The organism is Streptomyces sporangiiformans (genome assembly GCF_005768555.2).
Lineage (GTDB): Bacteria > Actinomycetota > Actinomycetes > Streptomycetales > Streptomycetaceae > Streptomyces > Streptomyces sporangiiformans.
On record NZ_VCHX02000046.1, the window covers coordinates 1 to 24,974 of the forward strand.

The window sequence follows — 24,974 nt, forward strand, 5'->3', positions numbered from 1 at the left end:
GGCCCAGGGCCCGCTGGTGCCGTAGCCGGAGATGGTGCAGCAGATCAAAGACGGGTGCGCCTTGGCGAGGGTGGGCGCGTCCATGCCCAGCCGGGCGGCGGCGCCGGGAGCGAGGTTCTGCACGAACACGTCGGCATCCCTCAGCAGTTGCTCCAGCACCGCCCGGCCCGCATCCGACTTCAGATCGAGGGTCAGGGACTCCTTGGAGCGGTTGAGCCACACGAAATAGCTGGACTGGCCGTGCACGGTGGTGTCGTACCGGCGCGCGAAGTCGCCCTCTCCCGGACGCTCCACCTTGATGACCCGCGCGCCGAGGTCGGCCAGCTGCCGCGTCGCGAACGGAGCCGCCACCGCCTGCTCGACACTGACGACGGTGACACCGGACAGCGGCAGCCGTCCCAACGCCTCTTCGGGATGCTCGGGGTGCTCGGGGTGCTCGGGCATACGGTGACCTCCGGGAGCGGGCAGAGCACCATCATGAGCACTCATGACATCCTGAGTGAAATAGCAAGAACTGATGTCACCATGTCAGGACCGGATGGAGGTGAAGAGGACCGTTGGACATCAAGCAGCTCAAAGCGCTCGTCACCGTCGCGGAGGTGGGCAGTGTCACGCGTGCCGCGGAGCTGCTGCATCTGGTGCAGCCCGCCGTGACCCGGCAGATCCGCACCCTGGAGGAGGAACTCGGCGTCCCCCTCTTCGAGCGCACCCGGCAGGGCATGCGTCCCACCGAGGCCGGCGCGATCATGGTGGACCGAGCACGGCGTGCCCTGAACGAGCTCGAACGGGCCCGCGCCGAGGTGCAGCCCACCCCCGGCGCGGTGACCGGCATCGTCACCGTCGGTCTGCTGGAGAGCACCAGCGACCTGCTCTCCGAGTCACTCGTGTCGGCCGTCGCCCACGACCACCCCGGAGTTGAACTACGTCTGATGACCGCCTACTCGGGCCACCTCCAGCAGTGGCTCGACGACGGCGACCTCGACCTGTCCCTGCTCTACAACCTGGACAGCACGCCGTCCCTCAACGCCCGCCCGCTGGTCCGGGAGCACCTGTGGGCCGTCGCTCCCCCGTCCGCCGGGCTACGGGCCGACCGCCCCGTGCCGTTCTCGGAGGCCGCCTCGCACCCCCTGGTCATGCCCGCCTCCGGGCACGCCCTGCGTACGCTCATCGACGGCGCGGCGGCACGGGCGGGGGCCGCCATGGACGTCGTCGTCCAGACCAACTCCATGCGGGTACAGAAGCAGCTCGTCCTGGCCGGGCACGGCTGGACCGTCCTGCCCGGCGTCGGCATCGCCGAGGACGTCGCGCAGGGCACCCTGAGCGCCGCGCCCCTGTGCGAACCCGACGTATGGCGCTCGATCGTCCTCGGCACTCCACGGTGGGGCCGCACGCCGCCCGCCGTCCAGGTCGTCGCCCGGGAACTGGTCCGCCAGATCAACTCGGCCGTGGCGCAGGGCAGATGGCCCTCCGCCCAAGTCCACGGGACCGATGCGGACGTCTCGTCGCATCCCGGCGCGTCATAGTCCGCAGGCCGCCCGCCGTGCGGGGGCGCGTCATGGGGAAGGGCATGCGGGCAGGGCATGCGGGCATCACCGTTTTCTATTGTTCAACCTCATCCATCAGTGCTCATGATGAGTGCACGTTGAGCAGACCGAGGAGCGGAGTCGCTACGGATGAGCCAAACCCACGCACCGGCACCCTCCTGGCAGGAGGACGTGTTCGCCGCGCTGAAGAAGCGGGGCATCCAGCTGATCGCCCATGTCCCTGACTCCGGCCACTCCCACACCATCCTCGAAGCCCAGCGCGACCCGGCCATCCACGACGTGGTCCTGACCACCGAGGAAGAGGGCGTAGCCGTCGTCAGCGGCGCCTGGCTGGGCGGTCAGCGCTCCGTGCTTCTGATGCAGAGCAGCGGCGTGGGCAACTGCGTCAACATGTTCTCCCTGCTGCAGATGTGCCAGTTCCCCTTCCTCACGCTGGTGACCATGCGCGGCGAGTACGCCGAGTTCAACCCGTGGCAGGGCCCCATGGGCCGTACCACCCGGCAGGCCCTGGAACTCATGGGTATCACCGTCGTACGGGCCGACCGCCCGGAGGATGTCGAGGAGGCCGTCGAGGCGGCGCTGGACTCGGTGTTCGAGGCGGGCGAGCGCGTCGCCGTACTCCTCGGGCAGAAGCTGATCGGCCGCAAGAAATGGGAGCGCGACTGATGACCGCCCTCGGTACCCCGGCCCGCACCGGCACCCCGGCCCGGATCGACCGCCGCCGCTTCGTCGCAGACCTGATCGCCCGACTCCCCGAGGACGCCCTGGTGGTGTCCGGGCTCGGCTCGCCCAGCTACGACGTGTTCGCGGCCGGCGACCGTCCCGGCAACTTCTACCTCTGGGGCGCGATGGGCGCCGCCGCGCCGCTCGCCCTCGGTCTCGCCCTGGCCCGGCCGGAGCACCCGGTCGTCGCGATCACCGGCGACGGCGAACACCTCATGGGAATCGGCGCGTTGGGCACCATCGGTGCCCAACTGCCGCCCAACCTCACCGTCGTCGTACTGGACAACGCCCACTTCGGCGAGACCGGTATGCAGCCCAGCCACACCGGGCTGGGCACCGACCTGGTCGCCGTCGCCCGGGGCTTCGGCATCCGCGACACCGTACGGATCAGCGGCCTCGACCAGGCCGAGGATCTCGCCGCCCGCATCAGGGCCGGCACGGCGACCACGTACGCGCAGGTGCTGATCACCACCGACGAGCCGCCGCGCGCCCTGCCGCCCCGTGACGGCGTGGCCAACAAGAACTCCTTCCGCGCCGCGCTGGGCCTGAGCACTTTCTGACCCGTGCCCGACCGCACCGGGCCGATGAATCGAGATTCGCCATGCAGCGCTACGACATGTTCATCGACGGGGAGAGCCGGGGGCACGCCGGGGGCGCATGGTTCCCCACCGACAACCCCTACCTGGGCACCCCGTGGGCCGAGATCGCCCAGGGCGGTGCGCAGGACGTGGACGACGCGGTACGAGCCGCCGACCGCGCCCTGCACACCGGCCCCTGGGCCGAGTCGACCGCCAGCGCGCGAGGTGCGCTGTTGCGGCGGCTCGGTGACACGATCGCCGGCAACGCCCGCCGTCTCGCCGAGACCGAAGTGCGTGACAACGGCAAGCTCTTCACCGAGATGTACGGTCAACTGAGCTACGTGCCGCAGTGGTTCCACTACTACGGCGGGCTCGCGGACAAGATCGAGGGCACCGTCCCCCGCTGGACAAGAAGGGCTACTTCACCTACACGAAGAAGGAGCCCGTGGGGGTGGTCGCGGTGATCACGCCCTGGAACTCCCCGCTGTTGCTGCTGGCCGGGAAGATCGCCCCGGCACTTGCCGCCGGGTGCACCGTCGTCATCAAGCCGTCGGAGTTCACCTCCGCCTCGACCGTGGAGCTGGTCCGGCTCTTCCACGAGGCGGGGCTGCCGCCCGGCGTGGTCAACGTCGTCACCGGGTTCGGCAAGGACGTCGGCGCCGCCCTCGTCGAACACCCGCTGGTCCGGAAGATCACCTTCACCGGATCGGACGCCACCGGCCGCCACATCAACCAGGCCGCCGCCCGCGACTTCAAGCACGTCAGCCTCGAAGCGGCACACAAGATCTGAAGGACGGAAGGACCATGCTGCCCACCCCGCCCCCGCTCAGTTCGTACGTGGAGTCCTGGACTCCCGGGCCGGTCACGGACGGCGACTCCCTGCCCACCGGCCCGGTGACCGCTCTCTCGGCCGTACTGGACCTGCCCGGCGCCGTCGCCGAGGCCGGTGAGCCGCTTCCCCCGCTGTGGCACTGGCTGTACTTTCTGAACTGGCCCGCCGGGCGGGATCTCGGAGCCGACGGCCACCCCCTGCACGGACACTTCCTGCCGCCGATCCCCCACCGGCAGCGCATGTGGGCCGGAGGCCGTTGTGAGGTCGCCGAGCCGCTCCGCCTCGGCGAACCGGCCGAACGCGTCAGTTCCCTGAGTTCCGTCACCGCCAAGCACGGCCGCACCGGCGAGATGCTCTTCGTCACCGAGCGCCGGGCATTCCGGCAGCACGGCCGGATGTGCCTCGTCGAGGAACAGGACATCGTCTACCGGTCCGGACGCGGCGCCGGACAACACCCCGGCCCAATCGACGAGTCCGCCTTCCCGCGGCCCGAGGACCCCTGGCAGCTGCCGCTGCGCCCCGACCCGGCGCTGCTCTTCCGCTTCAGCGCCCTCACCGCGAACGCCCACCGCATCCACTACGACACCCCGTACTGCCGGGACGAAGAGGGCTACCCCGGGCTCGTCGTCCACGGCCCGCTGCTGGCCCTGCTCATGCTCGAACTGCCCCGCCGCCACACCCCGGAACGCCAGGTGCGCACGTTGTCCTACCGGCTGCGGCGGCCGGTGTTCGGCGGCGAGCGCCTCGTGGCCTGTGGCACCCCTTCCGAGCAGGGCGCCGAACTGCGTGTCGCCACCCACAGGGAGGCACGGCACGCCACGGCGCAGGTGGCCTTCGTATGAGCACGCTCCCCGACCGCATCGCCACGGCCAGAAGCCTGCTGTTCGTGCCGGGAGACCGGCCCGACCGCTTCGACAAGGCGGTCTCCTTTGGAGCCGACCTGGTCATCGTCGACCTCGAAGACGCGGTCGCCGCGGAGGACAAGGACCGTGCCCGCGACCACGCCGCCGCCTGGCTCGCCCTCGGCAACCGGGCGATCCTCAGGATCAACCCGCCCGGAACTCCCTGGGCCGAGGCCGACCTCGGCACTGCGGCCGACCACGGATGCCCGGTGATGGTGCCCAAGGCCGAGGACCCCGCCGTACTCGCCGACCTCGCAGCCCGCACGGCCGGACGGTGCGACCTCATCCCTCTCGTCGAAACCGCCCTCGGGGTGGAGCGGGCCCACGACGTGTGCGCCACGCCCGGCACAACGCGCGCCGCTTTCGGCAACGTCGACCTGGCCGCCCAACTCGGCGTCGCCCACGACGACCACGCGGCGCTGGCGTACGCCCGTGCCAGACTGGTCGTCGCCTCGGCCGCGGCAGGCATCAGCCCGCCCGTCGACGGCGTCACCACCGCCGTACGCGACGTGGTCGTGCTCACCGCGGACATCGCCCACGCCCGGCGGCTGGGCTTCACCGGCAAACTCTGCGTCCACCCGTCCCAACTCCCCGCCGTCGCCAGCGGGTTCGCCCCGTCAGCGGAGGAACTGCGGTGGGCCCGCGCCCGCCTTGACGCCGGTGGCTCCGTCACCACGGTCGACGGAGAGATGGTCGACAAGCCGGTGCTGGATCGCGCCCGGCGCATTCTGGCACTGGCCGACGAAGGCCGACCTGTCCCCCACGAATGAGTCCAGTTCACTCGAAGATGCTTCCAACTCCTGGGGCACAGAGGTTTTCTGACGGATCATCGGGTAACTCGGCGGGGCGTCGGCCGGGAGGGACCCGGTCGGGAGAGGAGTTTCGATCATGAACCGGACAGTTGGCCGGACGGCCGCGATCCTGGCGAGTGCGACGGCCATGGCCGTCCTGCATTCGGTCAGCGCGGCGGCTGCTCCCGCACAGGCCCAGCCCTGCGTGCAGAAGGTGGCCGTCGTCAACAACGCGGGCTTTGTTCTTTCATGGACCCCCACCGCCCGCACCGGCGAACAGTCGGCCCCCTCCGACGACTACCCGATCAACCAGACCAGGATCATCGATCTGTCCACCACGGCCTTCTCGGAGGGGACCGACGTCCGTCCGTATGCCCAGGCGGTCGGCGGGACCAATGAGTTCGGCAGCTCCTACGTGTCCTATTGCGACAACGGCCAGACGGCCACGTACACCGTCACCGGGACCACCTTCGACTACTCGGTCACCCGGCTGACCTGACCAGCCTTCCACGGAGGCCGCGCCGGAAGCGGACGTGAGGTGACCGCCGCATCTCTCGTCGGGCCGGCCGTCGTCAGGCGCGCGACGGACCCCAGCCCACTCGTCGCGCAGTTCGTGCGACAGGCATCGCCGAGTCCGCTTCCCCGGCTCCCTGGAGGGCGTTCCGCCCCCGCACGTGCGGTGATTCTGGGAGAATCGGGTCAACGTCCTTTTCTCGTAGGAGTGCATGTGCGTGTCGGTTCGGTGGGGCCGGGCCTCGTGCGGCACCGCCCCGTGCGGCATCGGTGACGCAGTTTCCCCGGCAGCGCCCCCAGCCGGAGACAACGGCCCGTCTGCTGGGATCGCGCCTGCGCCAACTGCGCGTCGCATGCGGCGAGACCCTGGAGCAAGCGGCCGTCGTGATCCGCGGCTCGGCCGCGAAGGTCAGCCGTCTGGAGCGAGGCATCACCTCGGCGAAAGCGCGCGATGTGCGCGATCTGGCGATTCATTACGGGGCGAGCCCTGAGGACACGGCGGAGATCGAGTACCTGCTGTCCCAGGCTCACAACCGCGCCTGGTACAGGCAGTACAGCGACGTCACACCAGGTTTCCTGCGGCGTCTGATCAGCCTTGAGCAGGGCGCCGAGCGCATCATCACTTACGAGGCCTTCGTAGTGCCGGGCCTTTTGCAGATCCATGACTACGCCCGAGCCGTGGTGGAGGCGGCACTGCCGCAGGACAGCGCCAACGAGCGGCGCGTCGCACTCCGTATGGAGCGCAAGCGGATCTTGAAGCAGCCGGACCCGCCGCACATGACCGCGCTGCTGGACCAGGGTGTGCTGATGCGGCCACGTGGCGGACCTGAGGTCATGTGCCGCCAGCTGGAGTACCTGCTGGAGATGGGGCACATCCCGGGAATCAACATCCGCGTGATCGAGTTCGAGCACAGCGGCGCCGTTTCACCCCCCTACCCCATCACCCACCTGCGCCTTCGTGACGGCGGACCGCCCGAGGTGGTCTATGTGGAGAGCATCGACAGCGCGCACTACCTGACGCGTCCCGCAGAAACCGAGACCTACCGGTTCGTCCTCAACCGGCTGATGGACGCCGCCGCCGACCGACTGCGCAGCGAGGAGCTGCTGAAGCAGGCCGCGACGCGCTATCGCGCGATGACCTACCAGAGCCGCCGCGGTTGACGGACGGCTCGTGACCGGGGCCGGGTGCCCGCCGTCGAAGTGCCGGCATCACAGGCGTACGACGCCGCCCCACTCCTCCCACTCGTTGCCCTCGCGCCACACCGTCAGGTCCGAGTCCGGGCGCCACGTACTGACTTCGACCAGTCCGGGATCCAGCAGCTCCCAGCCGTCGAGGAAGGTCCGCACCTCGGCCTTGGACCGGACTCGCCCCCACCGCCCGCCTGTCGCACCGGCCATGAGGTCGGTGACGCCTTCGCGCACCCGGGCGTCGTCGCTGACGAGTTGGCAGACCACCATGTAGCTTCCCGGGGCCAGCCTGTCGGCGACACGGCGCAGCAGCGCTGCCGGGTCGTCCTTGTCGGGCAGGCAATGCAGCACGGACACGAACAGCGCGGCGGTGGGCTCGTCGTCGCGGATGAGACGCCGCACGTCCTCGTGATCCAAAATCTCGTCGGTGTCACGCAGGTCGGCGCAGAGAACGGCTGTCTGATCATTCTCGGCGAGCATCGTCCGCCCGTGAGCCAGCACGATGGGGTCGTTGTCCACATAGGCGACTCGCGCATCGGCATGAATCCGCTGAGCGACCTGATGGACGTTGTCCCGGGTCGGGAGACCCGAGCCATGGTCGAGGAACTGCCGGATCCCGCAGTCGTCGGCCAGGAAGCGCACGACACGGCGCAGGAACGCGCGATTGGTCAGCGCCAGTTCCCTGCTGCTGGGAGCGATCTCCAGCAGCGCGCCGCAGGCCTCACGGTCACTCGCGTAATTGTCGGTCCCACCCAGGAGCCAGTCATACATCCGGGCCACACTTGGTGTGCTGATATCGAAATTCGGTTCGCTCTGTGCCCCTTGGCCCATACGTCCTCCCCGATGCGGCACCGAGTGCAGCAGGCGCTGCGACAACTGGTCATCGTATAGGCCCAGTTACGACTCCGGAATTGCCTCAGCTGATCCTTCACAGGCACAGTTCGGGGCCGCAGCCCAATGCGGTGTGACGCAGGAGAGCAAGGAGCCAGGGAGGTGCCGCACGCTCGGCCACCGCGACAAGGGCGCCCATCTCCTCGGATTTCACGCCCATGAGGTCGGCGGCGTCGTCCCGCGACAACTCCAACGCGTGACGCAGCACCAGGGCGTCGGCATAGGAGGGACTCAGCAGGTGATGCGCGAGCCCCGCCGCCACGGCACTGCAACAGCACGGTGCGTGCCGGGCCAGGGCGGAACGCAACAGATGCCACACGACAGCTGCCGGCCCGGCGCTGCTGAGCACTCGGGGCCAGACGGCGACGAGATCGTCGAAGAGCGCATCCACCACCTGAGCGGCCGTGTCGTACCGCCCGGTGCGAGCGACGGCATACCGCAGATACCCGTGATACGTACGCTCACGGAAAGCCGCATAGTCCAGCGGTCCACTGGACACCTCACCGGCCGGCAACCGCCTTCCCCTCCCCTCCGGTAGGCAGACCTTGGTCGGGCGAGCCCCGGATTTCCCCCTGATGGACCCGGTCACATTAGCTGCGGCACGGGAGCCGTGCCACACCTTCGAACACCATGCAAGGCGCACCTCGGCGCCCCTGTCGACGCGGGATGGAGAGGGCTGAAAAACAAGCCCGCACACACTCGCCCCAAGTGGTCACTTTTCATGGACGATCTCGCTCGATGCGATCAATTTTTACAGCCAGCGGAGGCTTTTCGGAAATTCTGGAGCCACTTCAGCCATTCACGTGGCGCATGCACATTGCATCTGGTAGGACGCCCGCCCCGGAGAATATCCGAACTGATGCTCATCAGTTCAGCCTTTGGCCTGACGGGCGGAGTGGCGAATTCCATTCCACTGCACGTGCAGATGCAATGCGGAGCCATTTTTGAACACGTTCAACTTCTTGCGCTAAGCTCGCCCCCACACACAGAGGGGGAACTTGGTGAAGATAGTGATACCGGGAGGAACCGGGCAGGTGGGCACGGTCCTCCACCGCTCGTTGACCGCCGCGGGCCACGACGTCGTGGTCCTGACCAGACGGCCGGTGCGCGACTGCGAAGTCCACTGGGACGGCAAGACCCTGGGGCCGTGGGCCGAGGCGATCAACGACAGCGACGTCGTGATCAACCTGGCCGGACGCAGCGTCAGCTGCCGCTACACCGCGACCAATCTGCAAGCCATGATGGATTCGCGGGTGCACTCCGCACGAGTCGTGGGAGAGGCGATCGCCGCGGCCGCGCGGCCTCCTGCAGTCTGGATGCAGATGAGTACGGCCACCATCTACGCCCACCGCTTCGACGCGCCCAACGACGAGGCGACCGGCGTCATCGGCGGCACTGAACCCGGCACCCCCGGCTACTGGGCCTACAGCGTCGAGATCGCCAAAGAGTGGGAGCAGGCACAACAGCAAGCCGAAACCCCCCACACCCGCAAGGTCGCCTTGCGTTCCGCCATGGTGATGAGCCCCGATCGCGGCGGCGTCTTCGACGTTCTGTTGCGGCTGGCGCGGCTCGGGCTGGGCGGCCCGGTCGCGGGCGGCGCGCAGTACGTGTCATGGATTCACGACCGTGACTTCGTCCGGGCCGTCGAGTTCCTGGCCGACCGCGACGACCTCGCCGGGCCGGTCAACCTGGCCGCTCCCGCCCCGGTGCCGCAGCGCACGTTCATGCGCGCCCTGCGCTCCGCGTGGGGTGCTCCGGTGGGACTGCCGGCGACGAAGTGGATGGCCGAGCTCGGCGCGTTCGTGCTGCGCTCGGACACCGAGCTTCTGCTGAAAAGCCGCCGCGTCGTCCCTGGCCGCCTTCTCGACGCGGGCTTCGCCTTCGACTTCGCCCAGTGGCCGGAGGCCGCCGACGACCTTGTGAGGCGTGTCCGTGGCTAGGGGTTTCGTTTGGATCACCCATACACATCCACGGCTGAGGGCGGAGTGTCCGGGCGCCCGGGCACTTCGTACAATTTGGTGCCGAACGATATCGTCGGTCCCATGCGCCGCGGTGGCGCCGAAGGAGTGTGCCCGTGCCCGGCCAACGATCCATCACCGAAGCGGAGAAGCTGGCCGCGGCAAAGCTCGGTGGCATCCCGATCCGCCGTGAGCAGATGGCGGTGGTGGCCAACATCTACCGCGCGGCCTCGGCCGTCCGGCAGCACTTGGAGAACTCGGTGCTGCGCGGGTCCGATCTGACCTGGACGGCGTTCGTCGTGCTCTGGGTGATCTGGATCTGGGGCGAGTCGGAGACCCGGCACGTCGCGGAGGAGGCGGGCATCTCCAAGGGCACGCTGACCGGGGTCTCCCGCACTCTGGAGGCACGTGGCCTGGTCCGGCGGGCCGGTCACCCCACCGACGGCAGGCTGGTGCTGCTCAGCCTCACGGAGGAGGGTGAGCAGCTGATGCGGCGGGTGTTTCCGCAGTTCAACGAGGAGGAGGCCTTCGTCGCCGGGCAGCTCAGCGACGAGGAGTGCCGCAGCGTCGCCGACGGACTGCGCCGCGTCGTGCTCCAGGTCGAGGAGCACGGCGAGGAGCGCCGCCTGGCGCTCCTGGACGGAGCGGAGCCCGCCCCGCGCCGCAGCGGACGCCGCCCCAAGGCCTGAACCGACAGGCCTGAGCCCCCAAGCCTGAACCCGACGAGCCAGAACCGACAGGTCTGAAACCGACCCGCACCCGGACGTGCCGCGGCGACGTCAGCAGCGGTCGCGCGGGGGGCGGCTGCGCTCGCGCGCGGCCCGTACGAGCGTGTCGAAGAGGCCCTGCTGCGCCGGGTCCTCGTGAGCGGTGTCCTCGGGGTGCCACTGCACGGCCGCGAACCAGCCGTGGGAACCGGGGAGTTCGAGGGCCTCCACCGTGCCGTCGGCGGCGCGGGCGGCGACCGTGAGGCCCGCGCCGGTGCGGTCCACCCGCTGGTGGTGGTAGCAGGAGGCCTCGACCTTCCCCGCGCCGGTGGCCTGCTCCAGCAGCGTGTCCCGCTGGATCGCGACCGGGTGCACCACATGGCGGTGCTCGCGCTCCGGACCGCCCATGTCCTGGTGCAGGGTGCCGCCCAGGGCGACGTTGACGACCTGCAGGCCCCGGCAGATCGCAAGGGTCGGCAGACCCGCGCCCAGGGCCTGCCGGGCGAGTTCGAGGTCGAAGCCGTCCTGTTCCTCGTCCACGTCGTAGACGCTCTCGTGGGCCTCGCCACCGCCATAGCGATACGGGGCGAGATCACCGCCGCCGGGCAGCAGGACGCCGTCGAAGCGGGCGAGCCGGGCGGCCACTTCGGCCGGGTCCGCGGTGCCGCCGGGGGCGTGCGGATGAAGACCGGCGGGCTCGCCGCCGGCCCGCCACACCGCCTCGATCAGGGCGCGGGCGTTGACCTCGGCGGCGTACCGCAGCGCGGAGGTGGAGGCGGCGAAGCGGGCGGGGATCGCGATCAGCGGCCGGTTCACGGGGCTCACAGCTGGATCCAGGTGGTCTTGATCTCGGTGTACTTCTCCAGCGCGTGCGCCGACTTGTCGCGGCCGTTGCCGGACTGCTTCATACCGCCGAAGGGCACGGTCAGGTCGCCCTCCTCATAGCAGTTGACCCAGACCGTGCCGGCCTTCAGCGCGCGGGAGACCTGGTGTGCGGTGGACAGGTCACTCGTCCACAGCCCGGCGGCTAGCCCGTACTCGGTGGCATTGGCGAGCGCCACCGCCTCGTCGAGGTCGTCGAAGGTGAGGACGGACAGCACCGGGCCGAAGATCTCCTCGCGGGAGAGCCGCATACCGGGGTCCACCTGGTCGAAGACGGTCGGCTCCAGAAAGGATCCGCCGCTGTCGGGCCGTGTCCGGTCGCCGCCCGTGCGAAGCCTGGCTCCCTCGTCGAGACCGGTACCGATGTGGTCCCGTACGCGTTTCAGGTGCCCCTCGCCGGCCAGGGCGCCCATCTCGGTGCCGGGGTCGAGCGGATCCCCGACCCGGAGTTCCCGGGCCCGCCGCACGACGGTCTCGGTGACGCGCTCGGCGATCGAGGAGTGCACGAGCAGCCGGGAGGGCGCGGTGCACATCTCGCCCTGGTTGAAGAAGATGCCCCAGGCGGCGGTGGCGGCGGCCTTCTCCAGGTCCGGGGCGTCCGGAAGGATGATGTTGGGCGACTTGCCGCCCAGTTCCAGCCACACCCGCTTGAGGTTGGAGTCGGCGGCATAGCGCAGGAAGTGCCGCCCGACCGCGGTCGAGCCGGTGAAGGCCAGGACGTCCACGTCGGGGTGCAGGCCGATCGCCCGCCCGGCGGTGGGGCCGTCGCCCGTGACGACGTTCAGGACGCCCGGCGGCAGCCCGGATTCGGTCGCCAGCCGACCCAGCAGGAGGGCGGACAGCGGTGAGTTCTCGGAGGGCTTCAGGACGACGGTGCAGCCGGCGGCCAGCGCCGGGGCGATCTTCCAACTCGCCAGCGTCAGGGGGAAGTTCCAGGGGACGACCGCGCCGACGACCCCCGTCGGCCCCCGGGTGACGAGCGCGAGCGCGTCGGGTGCGGTGTGCGGCGACTCGTCGGTGAGCTTGTCGGCCAGCTGTCCGTACCAGCGGAAGGTGTTGATCGCGGCGCGCAGCTCGATGGCGTACGCGTCCGTGATCGGCTTGCCCATCTCCAGGCTGACCGTCAGCGCCAGCCGGTCGCGCCGCTCCTCCAGCAGCTCCGCGATACGCAGCAGCGCACGCCCGCGGTCGGCGGGCGCCAGGCGCGGCCAGGGGCCCGTGTCGAAGGCCCGGCGGGCGGCGGCCACGGCCGCGTCCACCTCCGCGGTTCCTCCGTCGGCGACCTGTGTCAGTACCTGGCCGTCCCGGGGCGAGACGACGGCGTAGCTCGCGCCACCACCGGGTTCGTCGGCGCCGGCGATGTGGTGGGCGCCGGGCAGGTCCAGCTCCTTCGCGCGGCGCAGCCACTCCTCGTGGGTGACATCCAGCATGCGGGGCCTCCAGGTCACACCCAATACATTTGGACTCAAACGATATGCCCGCCGGGTAGACCCTCGCAAGGCTCCACCGACCGGGAACCGGTCGGTATCATTTGGACCCGTACGATCAATCGAAAGGGGCGCACACCGTGCGAGCACTCATCGTCCGGCACGAGCACGTCACGGAGCCCGGGCTGGTCGGAGACCGGCTCGCCGAGCACGGATACCGGCTCACAACCGTGACGGTCGTGCCCGAGCCGCGCCACCACGCGCCGGACGTGCCGTTCGACTTCCCCGACGCCGCTGACTGGGACCTCATCGTGTCCCTCGGCGCCCCCTGGTCGGTCTACGACCACGCGGCCGTCGGCAGCTGGATCGACGGCGAGCTCGCCCTGCTGCGCAAGGCCCACCACCTCGGCGTTCCCGTCCTCGGCGTGTGCTTCGGAGCCCAGGCGCTCACCACCGCCCTCGGCGGCTCGGTGGAGGCGGCCCCCCGCCCCGAGATCGGCTGGACCGAGATCGAGACCGACCTCCCGGCCCTCGTACCGCCGGGGCCGTGGTTCCAGTGGCACTACGACCGGTGCGTCCTGCCGCCCGGCGCGGTGGAGTTGGCCCGCAACGCGGTGTGCACGCAGGCCTTCAGGGTGGGGCGCAGCCTGGGCGTGCAGTTCCACCCGGAGATCACCACGGCGATGGTGCGCGGCTGGCTCGGCCTCGGCGGCGCGGAGCAGTGCGTACGGCACGGGGTCGACCCGCACGCACTGCTCGCGCACAGCCGCGCCATGGAAGCCGACGCACGCGCCAACACCCGTCTGCTGGTCGACGGCTTCCTGGAGCAGGTGGCGAACACGACCGCCTGAGACCGAGGCGGACACGATCGCCTGACATGGCGGACCCGACCGCCTGGACGCGGGCCGCTGCCGGCGCGGGGATCAGGTGGCCGCCGAGGCCCCGCCGCGCACCACCCGTGCCGTCACGGCGCCCAGCAGCAGGATCACCGGGACGCTGAGCGCGAGCCAGGTCGCGGTGCCCGAGTCGCCGCCGATGAGCGTGGTGAAGTTGGCGAGGATCAGCCAGATGGCGCCCGCGATGCCCAGTGCGCCCAGGGCCGGGGCGATCAGGGTGTTCCACGGCCGGGTGTCGAGGCGCGTGCGGCGGAAGTAGACGATCACCGAGACCGACGTCAGGAAGTACATGAGCATGATCCCGAGGACGGCCACCCCGCTGAACCAGGAGAACAGGGTCAGTACGGGGTCCTTGCCCAGCAGCGCGAACGGCACGACCAGCACCGCCGCGATCGCCGTCTGCACGCCCCCGGCGACCCAGGGAGAGTGCCGCTTGTTGAGCGTGGAGACCCTGCGGGGCAGCAGCCCCTCGCGGCTGAGCGAGAACAGGTAGCGGTTGGCGGAGTTGTGGAAGGCGAGGATGCCCGCGAAGAGCGAGGTGGCGAGCAGGATCGGCAGGACGTCGTTGACCCAGCTCCCGAACTGGTCGGCGACCGGCGCGAAGACGAACGCCGTCGCGTCGCCGCTTTCCAGGGCCTTCCCGGCGGCCGCGGTGGCTTGTGACGCACCGTAGGAGGAGATCAGCATCCAGGAGACGAAGGCGAAGAAGCCGGTGACGACGGCGACCGACAGATAGGTGGCCCGGGGGACCGTCCTGCGTGGCTCCCGCGCCTCCTCGCCGTAGATCGCGGTGGCCTCGAAGCCGAACATCGACGCCACGGCGAACATCAGCGCCACACCGGGCGCCCCCTGCAGGGCGGCCTTCGGCGAGAAGCTCTGGGCGAGGCCGAGCCCCTCGGGCCCGCCGCCCTTGAACAGCGTGACCAGGGCGAAGACGAGCAGGATGCTGAACTCCGCGAGGACGAAGACCGCGAGGACCTTGGCCCCCATCTCGATGCCGACGGCGCCGAGGACCTGGACGACCACCATGGTGGCCACCGCCCAGACCCACCAGGGCACATCCAGTCCGGCGTGGTGCGCGACGAGCCCGCTCACCAGGGATCCGTACAGGCCGTACATGGCCGCCTGGATCGTGCAGTAGGCGAAGAGGGCCACACCCGCGCTGCCGGTGCCGGTGGTCCGGCCCAGGCCCTTGCCGATGTACGTGTAGAAGGCGCCGGCGTCCACGACATGGCGGCCCATGGCGACGAAGCCGACGGAGAAGAGCAGGATCACCAAACCGGCCGCGGCGTACGCGGCGGGGACACCCGCTCCGTTGCCGATGCCGACGGAGATGGGGACGGCTCCGGCTATGCCGGTCAGCGGGGCCTGCGCGGAGAGGACGAAGAAGAGGATGCCCAGGACGCCGAGGGCGTTGGGCTTGAGCTTGCCTGCGGTGGGCGCGTCATGCGCGGCCTGCTGTCTCACGACCGTGTGACTGTCCACTCGGATCACCTGCCGGGGAAAGGGGAGAGGGATTTCATTTCAGGCCAAACGAGTTGCCTCATAGTGGGCTGGAACTATCCGTTTGGCAAGGGGGTGCTCCCGGATTCCTGCGGCGCCCTCGCGGCCGAGCGGGACCCGGGAGAAAACCGAGCGGAACCGTGTGGCCCCGTGCGGGAACATGGCGGAGGCCCTGGACTCCGTATCGGATCCAGGGCCTCGTCATGCGCGGGTCAGCCGGCCGGCTCGGCGTCCCCGTCCGGCTCGGCGTCCCCGTCGGCGACGTCCCCGTCGGCGACGTCCCCGTCGGCGGCGAGCAACCGCAGCAGAGACCGCAGCTCCTCCAGGGCGGCGTCGGTGACCTGCGGTTCGCCGAGCACGAGCTGGTGCAGGACGAGGCCGTCCAGGGCGGCGAAGACGAGCCGCATGAGCGCCGGGCTCGCACCACCCGGCAGCATGCGGGTCAACTCGCGCTGGGTGGCGTCGAAGTACTCGTCGTACAGCGCGCGCAGTTGTGGCAGCAACTCCGGCCTGCGGCGGGACTCGAGCATCAGTTCGTACTGGAACGCCTGTATGTCCGGGTCCGCGGTGACCATCTCGGACAGCCCGGCCGAGAAGTCCGCGACCTTGCCGGTACCCGGCTCCACCGCGCTGGTACTCAGGCTGGTGCGCACCGCGTGGGTCAGCGCCTCCTCGATGAGCGCGTCGCGGGAGCCGAAGTGGTGCACGACCAGGCCGTGGGTGACCCCGGCCTCCTCCGCCACGGCGCGATAGGTGAGCTTGCGCAGACCGGCCCGGGCCACCACGCGCACGGCGGCGCTCAGCAGGGCCTCACGTCCCGCTCCGTAGTGCACCCGCTTGCGCGGCCGGCCGCGCCTGCCGGTGCCCTTGCCCTCGGTCGTGTCGTCGGCGGATTCGGTCACGTGAGGGACCCTACCCGGCGGTTTCGGGCTCCGGCCGTCCGTGCGAGCATGCGGAAGATGCCCGGCGTGCTCTGCGTCAGCCGCGCTTCGGCGGGCGGATACCGCGGAACTCCCAGTCGCCGCCGAGGGCGGTCGACAGGACCTCCTCGGACTCGGTGGGCTGGGCGCCGACATCGGTACGGATCGGGGTGGGGCCGGTGACGATGTGGTTGGTGAGCCGGCCCAGGCCCTCGACCTCGACCTCGACGACGTCGCCCGGCTGGACGGGGCGCGAGTTGGCCGGGGTGCCGGAGAGCAGGACGTCGCCGGGGTAGAGGGTGATGGTGCGGGCGATGTCGGCGACGAGGTAGTGCATGTCCCACTCCATCTCGTCGGTCGAACCGTCCTGCACCACCTCGCCGTTGACGTACGTCCGCAGGTGCTTGCCGCGGAAGTCCCAGTCGGTGACCAGGCCGGGGCCGAGCGGGCAGAGGGTGTCGGAGCCCTTGACCCGGAGCATGGAGCCGGCGTCGGTGTCGCGGAAGTCGTGCAGGCCGTAGTCGTTGGCGATGGTGTAGCCCGCGATGTACTCCCCCGCCTCGGCCTGCGAGATGTTGCGCGCGGCCTTGCCGATGACGATGGCGACCTCGCCCTCGTAGTTGAGCCACTTGCAGCCCTCGGGGCGGACGACGGCTCCCTTGTGGGAGTTGAGGGCCGAGGTCGGCTTGTGGAAGTAGGTGGGTGTGCCGGGCAGTCCGATCTGGAACTCGTCGACGCGGCTGCGGTGGTTGAGGTGAACGGCGATCACCTTGGACGGGAGGACCGGTGGCAGATGGTGTGCCTCGTCGGTCTTGACGCGGCGGCCGTCCCCGGCGACGAGCTCGTGCCCTTCGACGGTGACCTGGACGGCGGCGCCGTCCAGGAGGATGCGGCGGTACTCAGGCATGGGTGGGCTCCTGTGCGGGGGTGCGAGGTGCGGTCCAGCCGCCGGCGGGGCGGTCGAACCAGAGGTGGACCTGGCCGGTGCCGACGGAGTTCTCGTACTCGCCGTACTGGCGGGCCCCGGCGGTGCAGGCCCGTTCGCCGAGGGCGCCGGCCATCATGAGGTAGTGGAAGAACTTGGCCTCGGGCTTGTACTTCCAGAACTCGTCCATCGTGTCGAGGACCTTGTCGTGGCGGCCCTCCTTGAACCAGGCGATGCGTTGTTCGTCGGCCGCGCGGGCCTGAGGAGTGAAGATGTGGCTGAGGTCGCTGGCCTCGTGGTCGCGGATCTCGCGCAGCGGCCAGAAGGTGTGCGAGAGAGCACCGGAGGCGATCAGCAGGACCCGGCGGCCGGGTGTGGCGGCGATGCCGTCGGCCAGCGCCCGCCCGATTCTGAGGTGGTCCTCCATGTCGCCGGTCTGGCAGACCCCGATGGTCACCCACCGCTTGTCGGGCAGGCCCTCGCCGAGGAACTTCCAGAGGTTGATGGTGGCGTAATAGATCGGCAGGTACTCGTCGTCGATCGCGGTGATCCACGTGCCGTGTTTGTCGGCGAACTTCTGGATGTTGTAGGCGAGTTCGGGATCGCCGGGGAAGTCGTACGGCATCCGGCACATGCCGCGCGGCAGTTCCTCGGAGGTGAACAGTCCCGCGCGCCGCGCTTGCGCGGTGACAACGAACTCGACGGTCGTGGCCCAGTGGGAGTCCAGCACGACGACGGTGTCGTAGTCGCCTGCGGCATCGCGCTCGAAGACCTCCCGGCGCAGCTCGTGCAGCCCGGTGACGAGGGTGATCTCCTTGCCCTCGTTGAGCTCCAGCCGGTCGGCCTCCGGCAGCACGATGGTGGGGACGTGGGCGAGGAGCCCCGCCCCGACGATTTCACCCATGGTCGGCCCATCCCTTCGGAGCGGTCACGGTGTTCTTCACGTCGCAGTAGAAATCGAAGCTCCATGTGCCGCCCTCGCGCCCGACTCCGGAGTGGCGGGAGCCGCCGAAGGGCGCCTGGAGGTCGCGTACGAAGAAGCAGTTGACCCACACCGTGCCCGCGACGAGCTGCGCGGTGACCCGCTCGGCGCGCTCCGGATCGCCCGTGGCGACGGTGGCGGCCAGCCCGAAGCGGGTGTCGTTGGCGAGACGGATCGCCTCCCCCTCGTCGGCGAAGGTCTGCAGGGTCAGGACCGGTCCGAAGACCTCCTCCTGCACGATCTCCGAGTCCTCGGCGACATCGGTGAGCAGGGTCGGCGCGTAGTACTGCCCCTCCTTGCGGTGCCCGCCGATGACAGCGCGCGCCCCGGCCTCGACCGCCCGCCGCACGAAGCCGTCGATCTTCTCCAGCTGGCGGGGATGGATGTTGGGCCCGATGTCGGTGGCCTCGTCCCGCGGGTCGCCCTGCTGGAGCCGCGAGGCCTTCTCCACGAAGCGGCGCGTGAACTCGTGGGCGACCGCCTCCTCGACGAGGATGCGGGTCGCGGCCAGGCAGACCTGCCCGGCGTTGTCGTACTGCTCCACCGCCAGGTCGACGGCGAGGTCGAGGTCCGCGTCCGCGAAGACCAACAGCGGTGATTTACCGCCGAGTTCAAGGCTGAGCGGGGTCAGGTTGGCGGCCGCCGACGCGGCGATCCGCTGCGCGGTGGGCACCGACCCGGTGAAGCTGATCCGGCGTACGTCCGGATGTGAGGTCAGGGCGTCACCGATCTCGGCCCCGTACCCCTGGACGACATTGAGGACCCCCGCCGGAAGCCCCGCCTCCGCGGCGATGTCCGCGAGCAGCGAGGCGGTCAGCGGCGACCACTCGGCCGGCTTGAGGATCACGGTGTTCCCGGCCGCCAGGGCCGGGGCGACCTTCCAGGTCGCCAGCATCAACGGGGCGTTCCACGGCGTGATCAGCACGGACGGACCCGCCGGATCCCAGCTGACGTGGTTGGTGTGCCCGCGCGTCTCGAAGTCCTCGTGGTCCAGCTTCACCAGCCAGTCCGCGAAGAACCGGAAGTTGTGCGCGACACGGGGCATCACACCCCGACGGTGCGACCGCAGCAGCGCACCGTTGTCATGGGTCTCCACGGTCGCGAGCTCTTCGAGACGCTTCTCGACGCCGTCCGCGATGGCGTGCAGGACGCGGGCGCGCTCGGCGCGGGCGGTGCCGGCCCAGGCGGGGAACGCGGCCTTCGCGGCGGCGACAGCGGCGGCGACCTCCTTGGGAGTGCCGCGCGAGATCTCACCGAGGACACTTCCGTCGATCGGCGAGGAGTCGGCGAAGGTCTCGACGGAGGCGACACGTTCGCCACCGATCCAGTGCCGGGTGTCGACGGAAACACCGCCGACGGTGGTGTTGTCAGGCATGAGAAGGGCTCCGTATCAACGAAGGGTGGGATTGCGCCCGTTCAGGGGCGCGGGGCTGTGTCGATGTGCGGCTCCGCCGCGGCGCGCGACCAGACACGCATGGTTCGCAGCAGGCCACATGCCTCACTCGGCAGACGCTCCCGAGGTACCTGATTCGAGCAGCCGCCCGCCGTCCCAAACCACCCCCACCTGCCGGTAGTACGCGGCGATCGGCTCCCGAACCTCCAGCCGGGCAAGCTCCTCCGTGGGCGCCTCGAACAACTCCAGCTCGGCCTCCCCCACCCACGGCCGGCCGCCCTCGAAGGACGCCGCACCGGACTCGATGAGCTCGTCCAACGCCAGCCCCTTGCCCTTCTCGATGGACGGCAGCCAGCGGTGGTGCGCCATCGGATGGCCGTTCACGAAGCCACCACTCTCCGACGGCTCCCGCAGCGTCACCACCGCCTGGGCGAGACGCCGATCCGCCGCGGCCAACGTCGCCCCGAACCGCGCCCCCGCCGAAATCCGCGGAGCGGGCCCGTACGGATGGGGTCGCGTCTGGTGGATCGAGCCGAGCTTCTTCGGGTAGCCCTGGTGCAGTCCACGCGCGATCGCGAAGTCCTTGTCGACCCAGATGTAGACGCAGCGCGAGTACGTCCGACCCTCGTACCGGCAGCGGACGACGGCGAACGCCTCCTTGTACTGGGAGAGCACCGGGTCCAGCAGTTCCTCCCCCGCGGCCGAGCAGGACTGCCAGTCGGCCCAGATCAGCGCGACCGCGCCCGGGTCCTCGTCCGCCAACTCCAGTGGTTCGGGGAGGAGTTCGCGTACACGGGCCGGATCGGTGCGGTACTCGACGGTGAGCAGGTCGCCGGAGTAGAGCCAGGGCGGCGAGGGGATCAGCGACGAGTCGCCGGACGCCGTCTTGGGGTGGAGGTAACCACGGACGCTGGCCATGAGGTGGGTTCCTTACGCGATGAGGGCGGGCTGCTTGAGCAGCTGTGCGCGGTAGCGGGCGGCGCCCATGGCGGCGGACTGGCCGCCGAGGGCGACGACGCCGGTCAGACGGTCTTCGCGGTGGTAGCCGACGAGGACGTCACCCTCCGGGTCGCCGTCCAGGACGCGGACGTCGTCGAGGCCGAGCCCGGGCGCACCGAAGGACTGCAGCCGGAAGTCGTGCTGGTCGCTCCAGAAGGTGGGCAGCGGCGCGAAGGGGGCCAGGTCGGCGTGGTCGCCGCCCAGATGGGCGACGAGAACCCTGGCCGCGTGCTTGGCGGTGTCGGTGGGGATGGACCAGTGCTCGACCCGGCGGGGGACGCCGTCGTAGCGGGCGTTGGGGAAGCGGGCGACGTCGCCGACCGCGACGACGTACGGCCATCCGCCCACCCGGAGCAGCGCGTCGGTCAGCACCCCGTCGGACAGGTCGAGGCCGTTGCCTTCCAGCCACTCGGTGTTGGCGACCGAGCCGACGGACTCCACGACCACGTCGGCCGGAAGGACCGTACCGTCGCCGAGGACGACACCGGTGACACGGTCCTCGCCCTCGAAACCGGCCACGCCCGTGCCGAGCGCGAAGCGTACGCCGCGCTCCTCGTGCCGCCTGCGCAGCGCACCGGCCAGCAGTTCGCCGAGCGGCCCGACCATCGGCAGCGGCAGCGGGTCGACCACGGTGACGTCGTCGACGCCGAGACCGACCGCCGTGGCGGCCACCTCGCAGCCGATGAATCCGGCGCCGATGACGACGACCCGCGCGCCCGGCCGGGTCAGCTCGGCCCGCAGGGCCTCGGCGTCACTGAGGGTGCGTACCGTGTGACGGCCGGCCGAGGGGCCCGCGCAGCGCAGTCGCCGGGGGCGCATCCCCGTCGCGACCACCAGGCCGTCGAAGGGCAGCTCCTCGCCACCGTCGAGCACGACGACACGCTCGGTCAGCCGGGCGGCGGTGACGGAGGTACCGAGCCGCCACTCCACATCGGCGGCGCTCGCCCTCGGGGTGAAGGCCAGGGACTCGAAGGGCGCCTTCCCGGCCAGCACTTCCTTGGACAGCGGGGGTCGGTTGTAGGGCATGTGGGGCTCGTCCCCGACGACCGTGATCGTTCCGGTCCAGCCGGCCGCGCGGAGTTGTTCGGCGGCGCGCAGGCCTCCCATGGAGGCGCCGGCGACGACGATGCGTCCGGTGGTCATGTCAGGCCTCGACCCGGATGGCCTGCAGGGGACAGACGTCCGCGGCCTCCTCGACCTCGTCGCGCAGCGCGTCGTCCGGGTCGCTGACGTAGGCCAGCCGCCCGTTGTCTTCCAGCTGGAAGACGTCCGGGGCCGCGAAGACACACTGGCCGTGGTCCTGGCACTTGTTCATGTCGACGACGACCTTCATGGCCGGTCCTCCTGGAGGTGAAGTACGTCGGAGCGAGGGATGGTGGGAAGAGAGGGCCCGGCGCGCGGCCGGGCCCCGGGGCCAAAGGGGTCCGCGGAACCGAACCCCCTACTCGTTTGGCTTCAAACAACATAGGAAGCAGCCGGCCCCTGGTCAATAGCTATCCGTATGGATAAATTTTTGGCCCGCACCTCTTGCGAGTGGGCGGGGCCGTCCATACCGTTTGCTATCAAACGACTTGCACCGGGCCACGCGCCCGGCAGCCCCGTAGTCCGGCAGACCGTCAGCCCGGCGGGCCCCCGGACCGTCGGCCACCACGCCCCGTTCCCATCCGCCGAGGAGACATCGGTGAGCGCTCAAGACACTCCGGACGTCCGCCCCCATATGGAGCGGCTCGCCGCCGACGGCATCGACGTGGTCCGGGTGACATACCCGGATCTCATCGGCACCGACCGCGCCCGTGACGTCCTGCTGGACCATCTGCCCGCCGCCTGCGACCACGGGCTCGCCTTCTGCCGGGCCGTCTACCACACCACTCCCCGGGGCGGCGTCGTCCCGGTCACCGGCGGTCTGGAGGCCGGGCTGCCCGACATCTGCGTACGCCCCGATCTCGGCACCCTGCACGCCCTGCCGTGGGAACCCGGCGTCGCCTGGTGCCTGGGCGACACCCTCGACCCCGCCACCGGTTCCCCCTCCCCCGAGTCGCCGCGCGACCTGCTGCGCTCCGTGCTCGCCCGGTGTACGGAGGCGGGTCTGCGGCCCGTCGTCGGCCCCGAACTGGAGTACTTCCTGCTCGATCAGGACCCCGGATCGCCCGGCGGCTGGCGCCGCTACGCGCAGGCCGAAGCCGGTGTCGTCTACACCGCCGGGCTGCGCGCCGACGCGGACAACCATCTGCTGCGTACGCTGCGGCACCTGCGTGATCTCGGGATCCGCGTGGTCACCGGGAACCACGAGTTCGACGCCGGACAGTTCGAGATCAACCTGGCCCACTCGCACGCCATGGACGCGGCCGACCGCGCCTTCCTCCTCAAGGCGGCCGTCAAGGAACTCGCCCGCAAGGAAGGCAAGTTGGCCACCTTCATGGCCAAGCCGTTCAATGACGCGGGCGGCTCGGGCTTCCACCTGCACTTCTCCGGCGAGTCCACCGAGGGCGACGCGGGCCGCAACGTCTTCGACGACCCGGCCGGTGCCTTCGGGCTGTCGGACACCGGCCGCCACGCCATCGCCGGCATCCTCGCGCACGCCCCGGCCCTGGCCGCGCTGCTCAACCCGACCGTCAACTCGTACAAGCGGTTCGGCCCGGACACCCTCGCCCCCTGGCTGATCGACTGGGGCCTGGACAACCGCAGCGCCATGGTCCGTGTCCCGCCCGAGCGCGGCTCCGGCGCCCGCCTCGAAGTACGCCTCGGCGACGCCAGTGCCAACCCCTACCTGGCCATCGCCGCTCTCTGTGCCGCCGTACTGATCGGCGTACGGGAGGGCAAGGAGCCGCCGGCCCCGCTGGAGGGCTACGGCTACGACACCGAGAAGTCCCGGATGCTGCCGACGACGCTGTCCGCCGCGCTCGACGCCCTGGAGGCCGACGAAGCCCTCACCGCGGCCCTCGGCAAGGACTTCGCCGAGTCCTTCCTCACCTACAAGCGCGACGAGGTCGCCCGCTTCAACCGCCATGTCACCGACTGGGAGTTCGCGGAGTACTCCTCCCACCTCTGATGATCCGTCCCGCCTTCAGGAGCACTTCATGACGAACCCCTTCGAGCCCATGCCGCTCGCCGAGGTCGACCTCGCCGACAACGACAAGTTCCTCGACGGCGTCACCCCGTGGCGGATGTTCCACACCCTCCGCCATGAGGACCCGGTCCACTGGCAGCCCGAAGAGGCCCCCAACTCCGGCTTCTGGGCCGTCACCCGGCACGCGGACATCGCCACCGTCGACCGCGACGCCGAGACCTTCACCTCGACGAAGTTCGTCAACCTCGAAGAAGTCGACGAGGACCAGATCAAGAAGCGGGCCTCCATCCTGGAGCTGGACGGAGTGCGTCACCGCGCGTTGCGCAGCCTGCTGCAGCGTCAGTTCGGCCAGGGCGTCATCAACCAGTACGCCGACTTCCTGCGCGGACTCACCGCCACCACCCTGGACGCCGCGCTCGCCAAGGGCACCTTCGACTTCGTCGCCGAGGTCTCCGCCGACTTCCCCATCAACGTCCTGGCCCGCCTGCTCGACGTACCGCCGGGGGACAACCAGCAGCTCATCGACTGGGGCAACCGGATCATCGGCAACACCGACCCCGACTACGCCGACGTACTGCTGCACAGCGAGGAGAGCGAGAAGTACCGCGACCTGCCGTTCCGCTCCCCCGCCTCGCTCGAGGTCTTCGAGTACGGGCGGGAGCTGGCCCGGCAGCGGCGCGGCGGCGACGGCACCGACCTGGTTTCCCGGCTCGTCAACCAGACGCCGCGCGACGGAATCCCGCTGTCCGAGCAGGACTTCGACAACTACTTCCTGCTACTGGTGGTGGCCGGCAACGAGACGACCCGGCACACCATCTCCCACTCCATGCTCGCGCTCATCCAGCACCCCGAGCAGCTGGCCAGGCTGCAGGCCGACCCCTCCCTCATCCCGACCGCGGTCGAGGAGTTCCTGCGCTGGGCCTCCCCCGTCTATCACTTCCGCCGCACAGCGACCCGCGAGGTCGAACTCGGCGGCAAGCGGATCAAGGAAGGCGACAAGGTCGTCATGTGGTACGCCTCCGGCAACCGCGACGAGAAGGTCTTCGGCAACCCCTACGACTTCGACGTCAGCCGCGAGCACAACGACCACGTCACCTTCGGCAAGGGCAGCCCCCACCTGTGCCTGGGCAACCTGCTCGCCCGCACCGAGATCCGCATCATGTTCGAGGAGCTGATCCCGCGCCTCGCGGACATCCGCCTCGCCGGCGACGTCCCCCGCGTCCGCTCCAACTTCGTCAACGGCATCAAGAAGCTCCCGGTCGAGGTCACGCCGGCCTGACGGGCGCAGTCACTCACGTACGGCCGATGGGCGCCGTGGCGGCCCAGCCCCTACCGTGGTAGGCGGAGGACCTG

At 70.1% G+C, this 24,974-nt stretch carries 25 protein-coding genes and 1 pseudogene; 13 read left to right on the plus strand and 13 right to left on the minus strand.

Going from position 1 to position 24,974, the window contains the following annotated elements:
- Positions 1-444, minus strand: a 444-nt coding sequence (locus FGD71_RS03550) for a CoA transferase (RefSeq protein WP_181359111.1), incomplete at its 3' end; no start/stop codon positions are given.
- A 113-nt stretch (positions 445-557) separates the two neighbouring features.
- On the opposite strand from FGD71_RS03550, the gene FGD71_RS03555 reads away from it, so the two are divergent.
- The 8 genes and pseudogenes from FGD71_RS03555 to FGD71_RS03590 all read left to right on the plus strand — a co-directional run bounded on the left by FGD71_RS03555 (position 558) and on the right by FGD71_RS03590 (position 7,044).
- The gene (locus FGD71_RS03555; protein ID WP_119098896.1) at positions 558-1,523 is read left to right on the plus strand and encodes a LysR family transcriptional regulator; all 966 of its coding nucleotides are present in this window, start codon (positions 558-560) and stop codon (positions 1,521-1,523) included.
- Between the two features lie 150 nt (positions 1,524-1,673).
- Positions 1,674-2,210 carry a phosphonopyruvate decarboxylase gene (locus FGD71_RS03560; protein WP_119098897.1) on the plus strand — a complete coding sequence of 179 codons (537 nt, stop codon included), beginning with the start codon at positions 1,674-1,676 and terminating at the stop codon, positions 2,208-2,210.
- Positions 2,210-2,827, plus strand: coding sequence for a thiamine pyrophosphate-dependent enzyme (locus FGD71_RS03565; RefSeq protein ID WP_119098898.1), 618 nt, complete (start codon positions 2,210-2,212; stop codon positions 2,825-2,827). The genes FGD71_RS03560 and FGD71_RS03565 overlap by 1 nt, the downstream gene beginning before the upstream one ends.
- A gap of 56 nt (positions 2,828-2,883) precedes the next feature.
- Positions 2,884-3,635, plus strand: a pseudogene (locus FGD71_RS48405) (aldehyde dehydrogenase family protein).
- A 14-nt stretch (positions 3,636-3,649) separates the two neighbouring features.
- A complete protein-coding gene (locus FGD71_RS03575; RefSeq protein WP_119098899.1) occupies positions 3,650-4,519 on the plus strand; it encodes an HTD2 family dehydratase in 870 nt (289 codons plus the stop codon).
- Positions 4,516-5,349 (plus strand): HpcH/HpaI aldolase/citrate lyase family protein, encoded by an 834-nt coding sequence (locus FGD71_RS03580; RefSeq protein WP_119098900.1) that lies wholly within the window; start codon positions 4,516-4,518, stop codon positions 5,347-5,349. The genes FGD71_RS03575 and FGD71_RS03580 overlap by 4 nt, the downstream gene beginning before the upstream one ends.
- Before the next feature lie 118 nt (positions 5,350-5,467).
- Positions 5,468-5,869, plus strand: a complete 402-nt coding sequence (locus FGD71_RS03585) for a hypothetical protein (RefSeq protein WP_119098901.1) — start codon at positions 5,468-5,470, stop codon at positions 5,867-5,869.
- 284 nt (positions 5,870-6,153) lie between these two features.
- Positions 6,154-7,044 carry a helix-turn-helix domain-containing protein gene (locus FGD71_RS03590; RefSeq protein ID WP_162931011.1) on the plus strand — a complete coding sequence of 297 codons (891 nt, stop codon included), beginning with the start codon at positions 6,154-6,156 and terminating at the stop codon, positions 7,042-7,044.
- 48 nt (positions 7,045-7,092) lie between these two features.
- Here FGD71_RS03590 and FGD71_RS03595 read toward each other — a convergent pair whose 3' ends face one another.
- Together FGD71_RS03595 and FGD71_RS03600 are read right to left on the minus strand one after the other, a co-directional pair.
- Positions 7,093-7,902 (minus strand): SAM-dependent methyltransferase, encoded by an 810-nt coding sequence (locus FGD71_RS03595; RefSeq protein ID WP_119098903.1) that lies wholly within the window; start codon positions 7,900-7,902, stop codon positions 7,093-7,095.
- A gap of 97 nt (positions 7,903-7,999) precedes the next feature.
- On the minus strand, positions 8,000-8,461 hold the full coding sequence (locus FGD71_RS03600; RefSeq protein ID WP_140935815.1) for a hypothetical protein: 462 nt from the start codon (positions 8,459-8,461) through the stop codon (positions 8,000-8,002).
- 502 nt (positions 8,462-8,963) lie between these two features.
- On the opposite strand from FGD71_RS03600, the gene FGD71_RS03605 reads away from it, so the two are divergent.
- Positions 8,964-9,902 carry a TIGR01777 family oxidoreductase gene (locus FGD71_RS03605; RefSeq protein WP_119098905.1) on the plus strand — a complete coding sequence of 313 codons (939 nt, stop codon included), beginning with the start codon at positions 8,964-8,966 and terminating at the stop codon, positions 9,900-9,902.
- Between the two features lie 134 nt (positions 9,903-10,036).
- Entirely contained in the window at positions 10,037-10,609 is a 573-nt protein-coding gene (locus FGD71_RS03610; protein ID WP_119098906.1) for a MarR family winged helix-turn-helix transcriptional regulator, read from the plus strand.
- A 90-nt stretch (positions 10,610-10,699) separates the two neighbouring features.
- On the opposite strand, the gene FGD71_RS03615 is transcribed toward FGD71_RS03610, so the two are convergent.
- Together FGD71_RS03615 and FGD71_RS03620 are read right to left on the minus strand one after the other, a co-directional pair.
- Positions 10,700-11,443 carry a gamma-glutamyl-gamma-aminobutyrate hydrolase family protein gene (locus tag FGD71_RS03615; protein ID WP_119098940.1) on the minus strand — a complete coding sequence of 248 codons (744 nt, stop codon included), beginning with the start codon at positions 11,441-11,443 and terminating at the stop codon, positions 10,700-10,702.
- A gap of 5 nt (positions 11,444-11,448) precedes the next feature.
- Positions 11,449-12,939 carry an aldehyde dehydrogenase gene (locus FGD71_RS03620; protein ID WP_119098907.1) on the minus strand — a complete coding sequence of 497 codons (1,491 nt, stop codon included), beginning with the start codon at positions 12,937-12,939 and terminating at the stop codon, positions 11,449-11,451.
- A 137-nt stretch (positions 12,940-13,076) separates the two neighbouring features.
- On the opposite strand from FGD71_RS03620, the gene FGD71_RS03625 reads away from it, so the two are divergent.
- On the plus strand, positions 13,077-13,787 hold the full coding sequence (locus FGD71_RS03625; RefSeq protein ID WP_119098941.1) for a type 1 glutamine amidotransferase: 711 nt from the start codon (positions 13,077-13,079) through the stop codon (positions 13,785-13,787).
- A 72-nt stretch (positions 13,788-13,859) separates the two neighbouring features.
- Here the strand turns inward: FGD71_RS03625 and FGD71_RS03630 are convergent, their stop codons facing one another.
- The 8 genes from FGD71_RS03630 to FGD71_RS03665 all read right to left on the minus strand — a co-directional run bounded on the left by FGD71_RS03630 (position 13,860) and on the right by FGD71_RS03665 (position 21,887).
- A complete protein-coding gene (locus FGD71_RS03630) occupies positions 13,860-15,317 on the minus strand; it encodes an APC family permease (protein WP_119098908.1) in 1,458 nt (485 codons plus the stop codon).
- A 230-nt stretch (positions 15,318-15,547) separates the two neighbouring features.
- Complete coding sequence (locus FGD71_RS03635) at positions 15,548-16,237, minus strand: TetR/AcrR family transcriptional regulator (protein WP_119098909.1); 690 nt, start codon at positions 16,235-16,237, stop codon at positions 15,548-15,550.
- A 76-nt stretch (positions 16,238-16,313) separates the two neighbouring features.
- On the minus strand, positions 16,314-17,162 hold the full coding sequence (locus FGD71_RS03640; protein WP_119098910.1) for a fumarylacetoacetate hydrolase family protein: 849 nt from the start codon (positions 17,160-17,162) through the stop codon (positions 16,314-16,316).
- Positions 17,155-18,084 carry a 3,4-dihydroxyphenylacetate 2,3-dioxygenase gene (locus tag FGD71_RS03645; RefSeq protein ID WP_119098911.1) on the minus strand — a complete coding sequence of 310 codons (930 nt, stop codon included), beginning with the start codon at positions 18,082-18,084 and terminating at the stop codon, positions 17,155-17,157. The genes FGD71_RS03640 and FGD71_RS03645 overlap by 8 nt, the downstream gene beginning before the upstream one ends.
- A complete protein-coding gene (locus FGD71_RS03650) occupies positions 18,077-19,537 on the minus strand; it encodes an aldehyde dehydrogenase (RefSeq protein ID WP_119098912.1) in 1,461 nt (486 codons plus the stop codon). The genes FGD71_RS03645 and FGD71_RS03650 overlap by 8 nt, the downstream gene beginning before the upstream one ends.
- 123 nt (positions 19,538-19,660) lie before the next feature.
- On the minus strand, positions 19,661-20,473 hold the full coding sequence (locus tag FGD71_RS03655) for an acetoacetate decarboxylase family protein (RefSeq protein ID WP_119098913.1): 813 nt from the start codon (positions 20,471-20,473) through the stop codon (positions 19,661-19,663).
- Positions 20,474-20,485: 12 nt separating this feature from the next.
- Positions 20,486-21,697 carry an NAD(P)/FAD-dependent oxidoreductase gene (locus FGD71_RS03660; RefSeq protein ID WP_181359112.1) on the minus strand — a complete coding sequence of 404 codons (1,212 nt, stop codon included), beginning with the start codon at positions 21,695-21,697 and terminating at the stop codon, positions 20,486-20,488.
- A gap of 1 nt (position 21,698) precedes the next feature.
- On the minus strand, positions 21,699-21,887 hold the full coding sequence (locus tag FGD71_RS03665) for a ferredoxin (RefSeq protein ID WP_119098914.1): 189 nt from the start codon (positions 21,885-21,887) through the stop codon (positions 21,699-21,701).
- A gap of 348 nt (positions 21,888-22,235) precedes the next feature.
- Here FGD71_RS03665 and FGD71_RS03670 point away from each other — a divergent pair, with 348 nt between their 5' ends.
- Positions 22,236-23,603 carry a glutamine synthetase family protein gene (locus tag FGD71_RS03670; protein ID WP_119098915.1) on the plus strand — a complete coding sequence of 456 codons (1,368 nt, stop codon included), beginning with the start codon at positions 22,236-22,238 and terminating at the stop codon, positions 23,601-23,603.
- A gap of 28 nt (positions 23,604-23,631) precedes the next feature.
- Positions 23,632-24,900, plus strand: a complete 1,269-nt coding sequence (locus FGD71_RS03675) for a cytochrome P450 (protein ID WP_119098916.1) — start codon at positions 23,632-23,634, stop codon at positions 24,898-24,900.
- Positions 24,901-24,974: the final 74 nt, after the last annotated feature.

Excerpts from the sequence above, each read along its gene's own strand:
- FGD71_RS03675 (WP_119098916.1), top strand. The coding sequence starts at position 23,632 with ATGACGAACCCCTTCGAGCCCATGCCGCTCGCCGAGGTCGACCTCGCC.
- FGD71_RS03655 (WP_119098913.1), bottom strand. The coding sequence starts at position 20,473 with ATGGCCAGCGTCCGTGGTTACCTCCACCCCAAGACGGCGTCCGGCGAC.
- FGD71_RS03580 (WP_119098900.1), top strand. The coding sequence starts at position 4,516 with ATGAGCACGCTCCCCGACCGCATCGCCACGGCCAGAAGCCTGCTGTTC.
- FGD71_RS03575 (WP_119098899.1), top strand. The coding sequence starts at position 3,650 with ATGCTGCCCACCCCGCCCCCGCTCAGTTCGTACGTGGAGTCCTGGACT.
- FGD71_RS03565 (WP_119098898.1), top strand. The coding sequence starts at position 2,210 with ATGACCGCCCTCGGTACCCCGGCCCGCACCGGCACCCCGGCCCGGATC.
- FGD71_RS03645 (WP_119098911.1), bottom strand. The coding sequence starts at position 18,084 with ATGGGTGAAATCGTCGGGGCGGGGCTCCTCGCCCACGTCCCCACCATC.
- FGD71_RS03650 (WP_119098912.1), bottom strand. The coding sequence starts at position 19,537 with ATGCCTGACAACACCACCGTCGGCGGTGTTTCCGTCGACACCCGGCAC.
- FGD71_RS03585 (WP_119098901.1), top strand. The coding sequence starts at position 5,468 with ATGAACCGGACAGTTGGCCGGACGGCCGCGATCCTGGCGAGTGCGACG.
- FGD71_RS03620 (WP_119098907.1), bottom strand. The coding sequence starts at position 12,939 with ATGCTGGATGTCACCCACGAGGAGTGGCTGCGCCGCGCGAAGGAGCTG.
- FGD71_RS03560 (WP_119098897.1), top strand. The coding sequence starts at position 1,674 with ATGAGCCAAACCCACGCACCGGCACCCTCCTGGCAGGAGGACGTGTTC.
- FGD71_RS03640 (WP_119098910.1), bottom strand. The coding sequence starts at position 17,162 with ATGCCTGAGTACCGCCGCATCCTCCTGGACGGCGCCGCCGTCCAGGTC.
- FGD71_RS03665 (WP_119098914.1), bottom strand. The coding sequence starts at position 21,887 with ATGAAGGTCGTCGTCGACATGAACAAGTGCCAGGACCACGGCCAGTGT.
- FGD71_RS03595 (WP_119098903.1), bottom strand. The coding sequence starts at position 7,902 with ATGGGCCAAGGGGCACAGAGCGAACCGAATTTCGATATCAGCACACCA.
- FGD71_RS03660 (WP_181359112.1), bottom strand. The coding sequence starts at position 21,697 with ATGACCACCGGACGCATCGTCGTCGCCGGCGCCTCCATGGGAGGCCTG.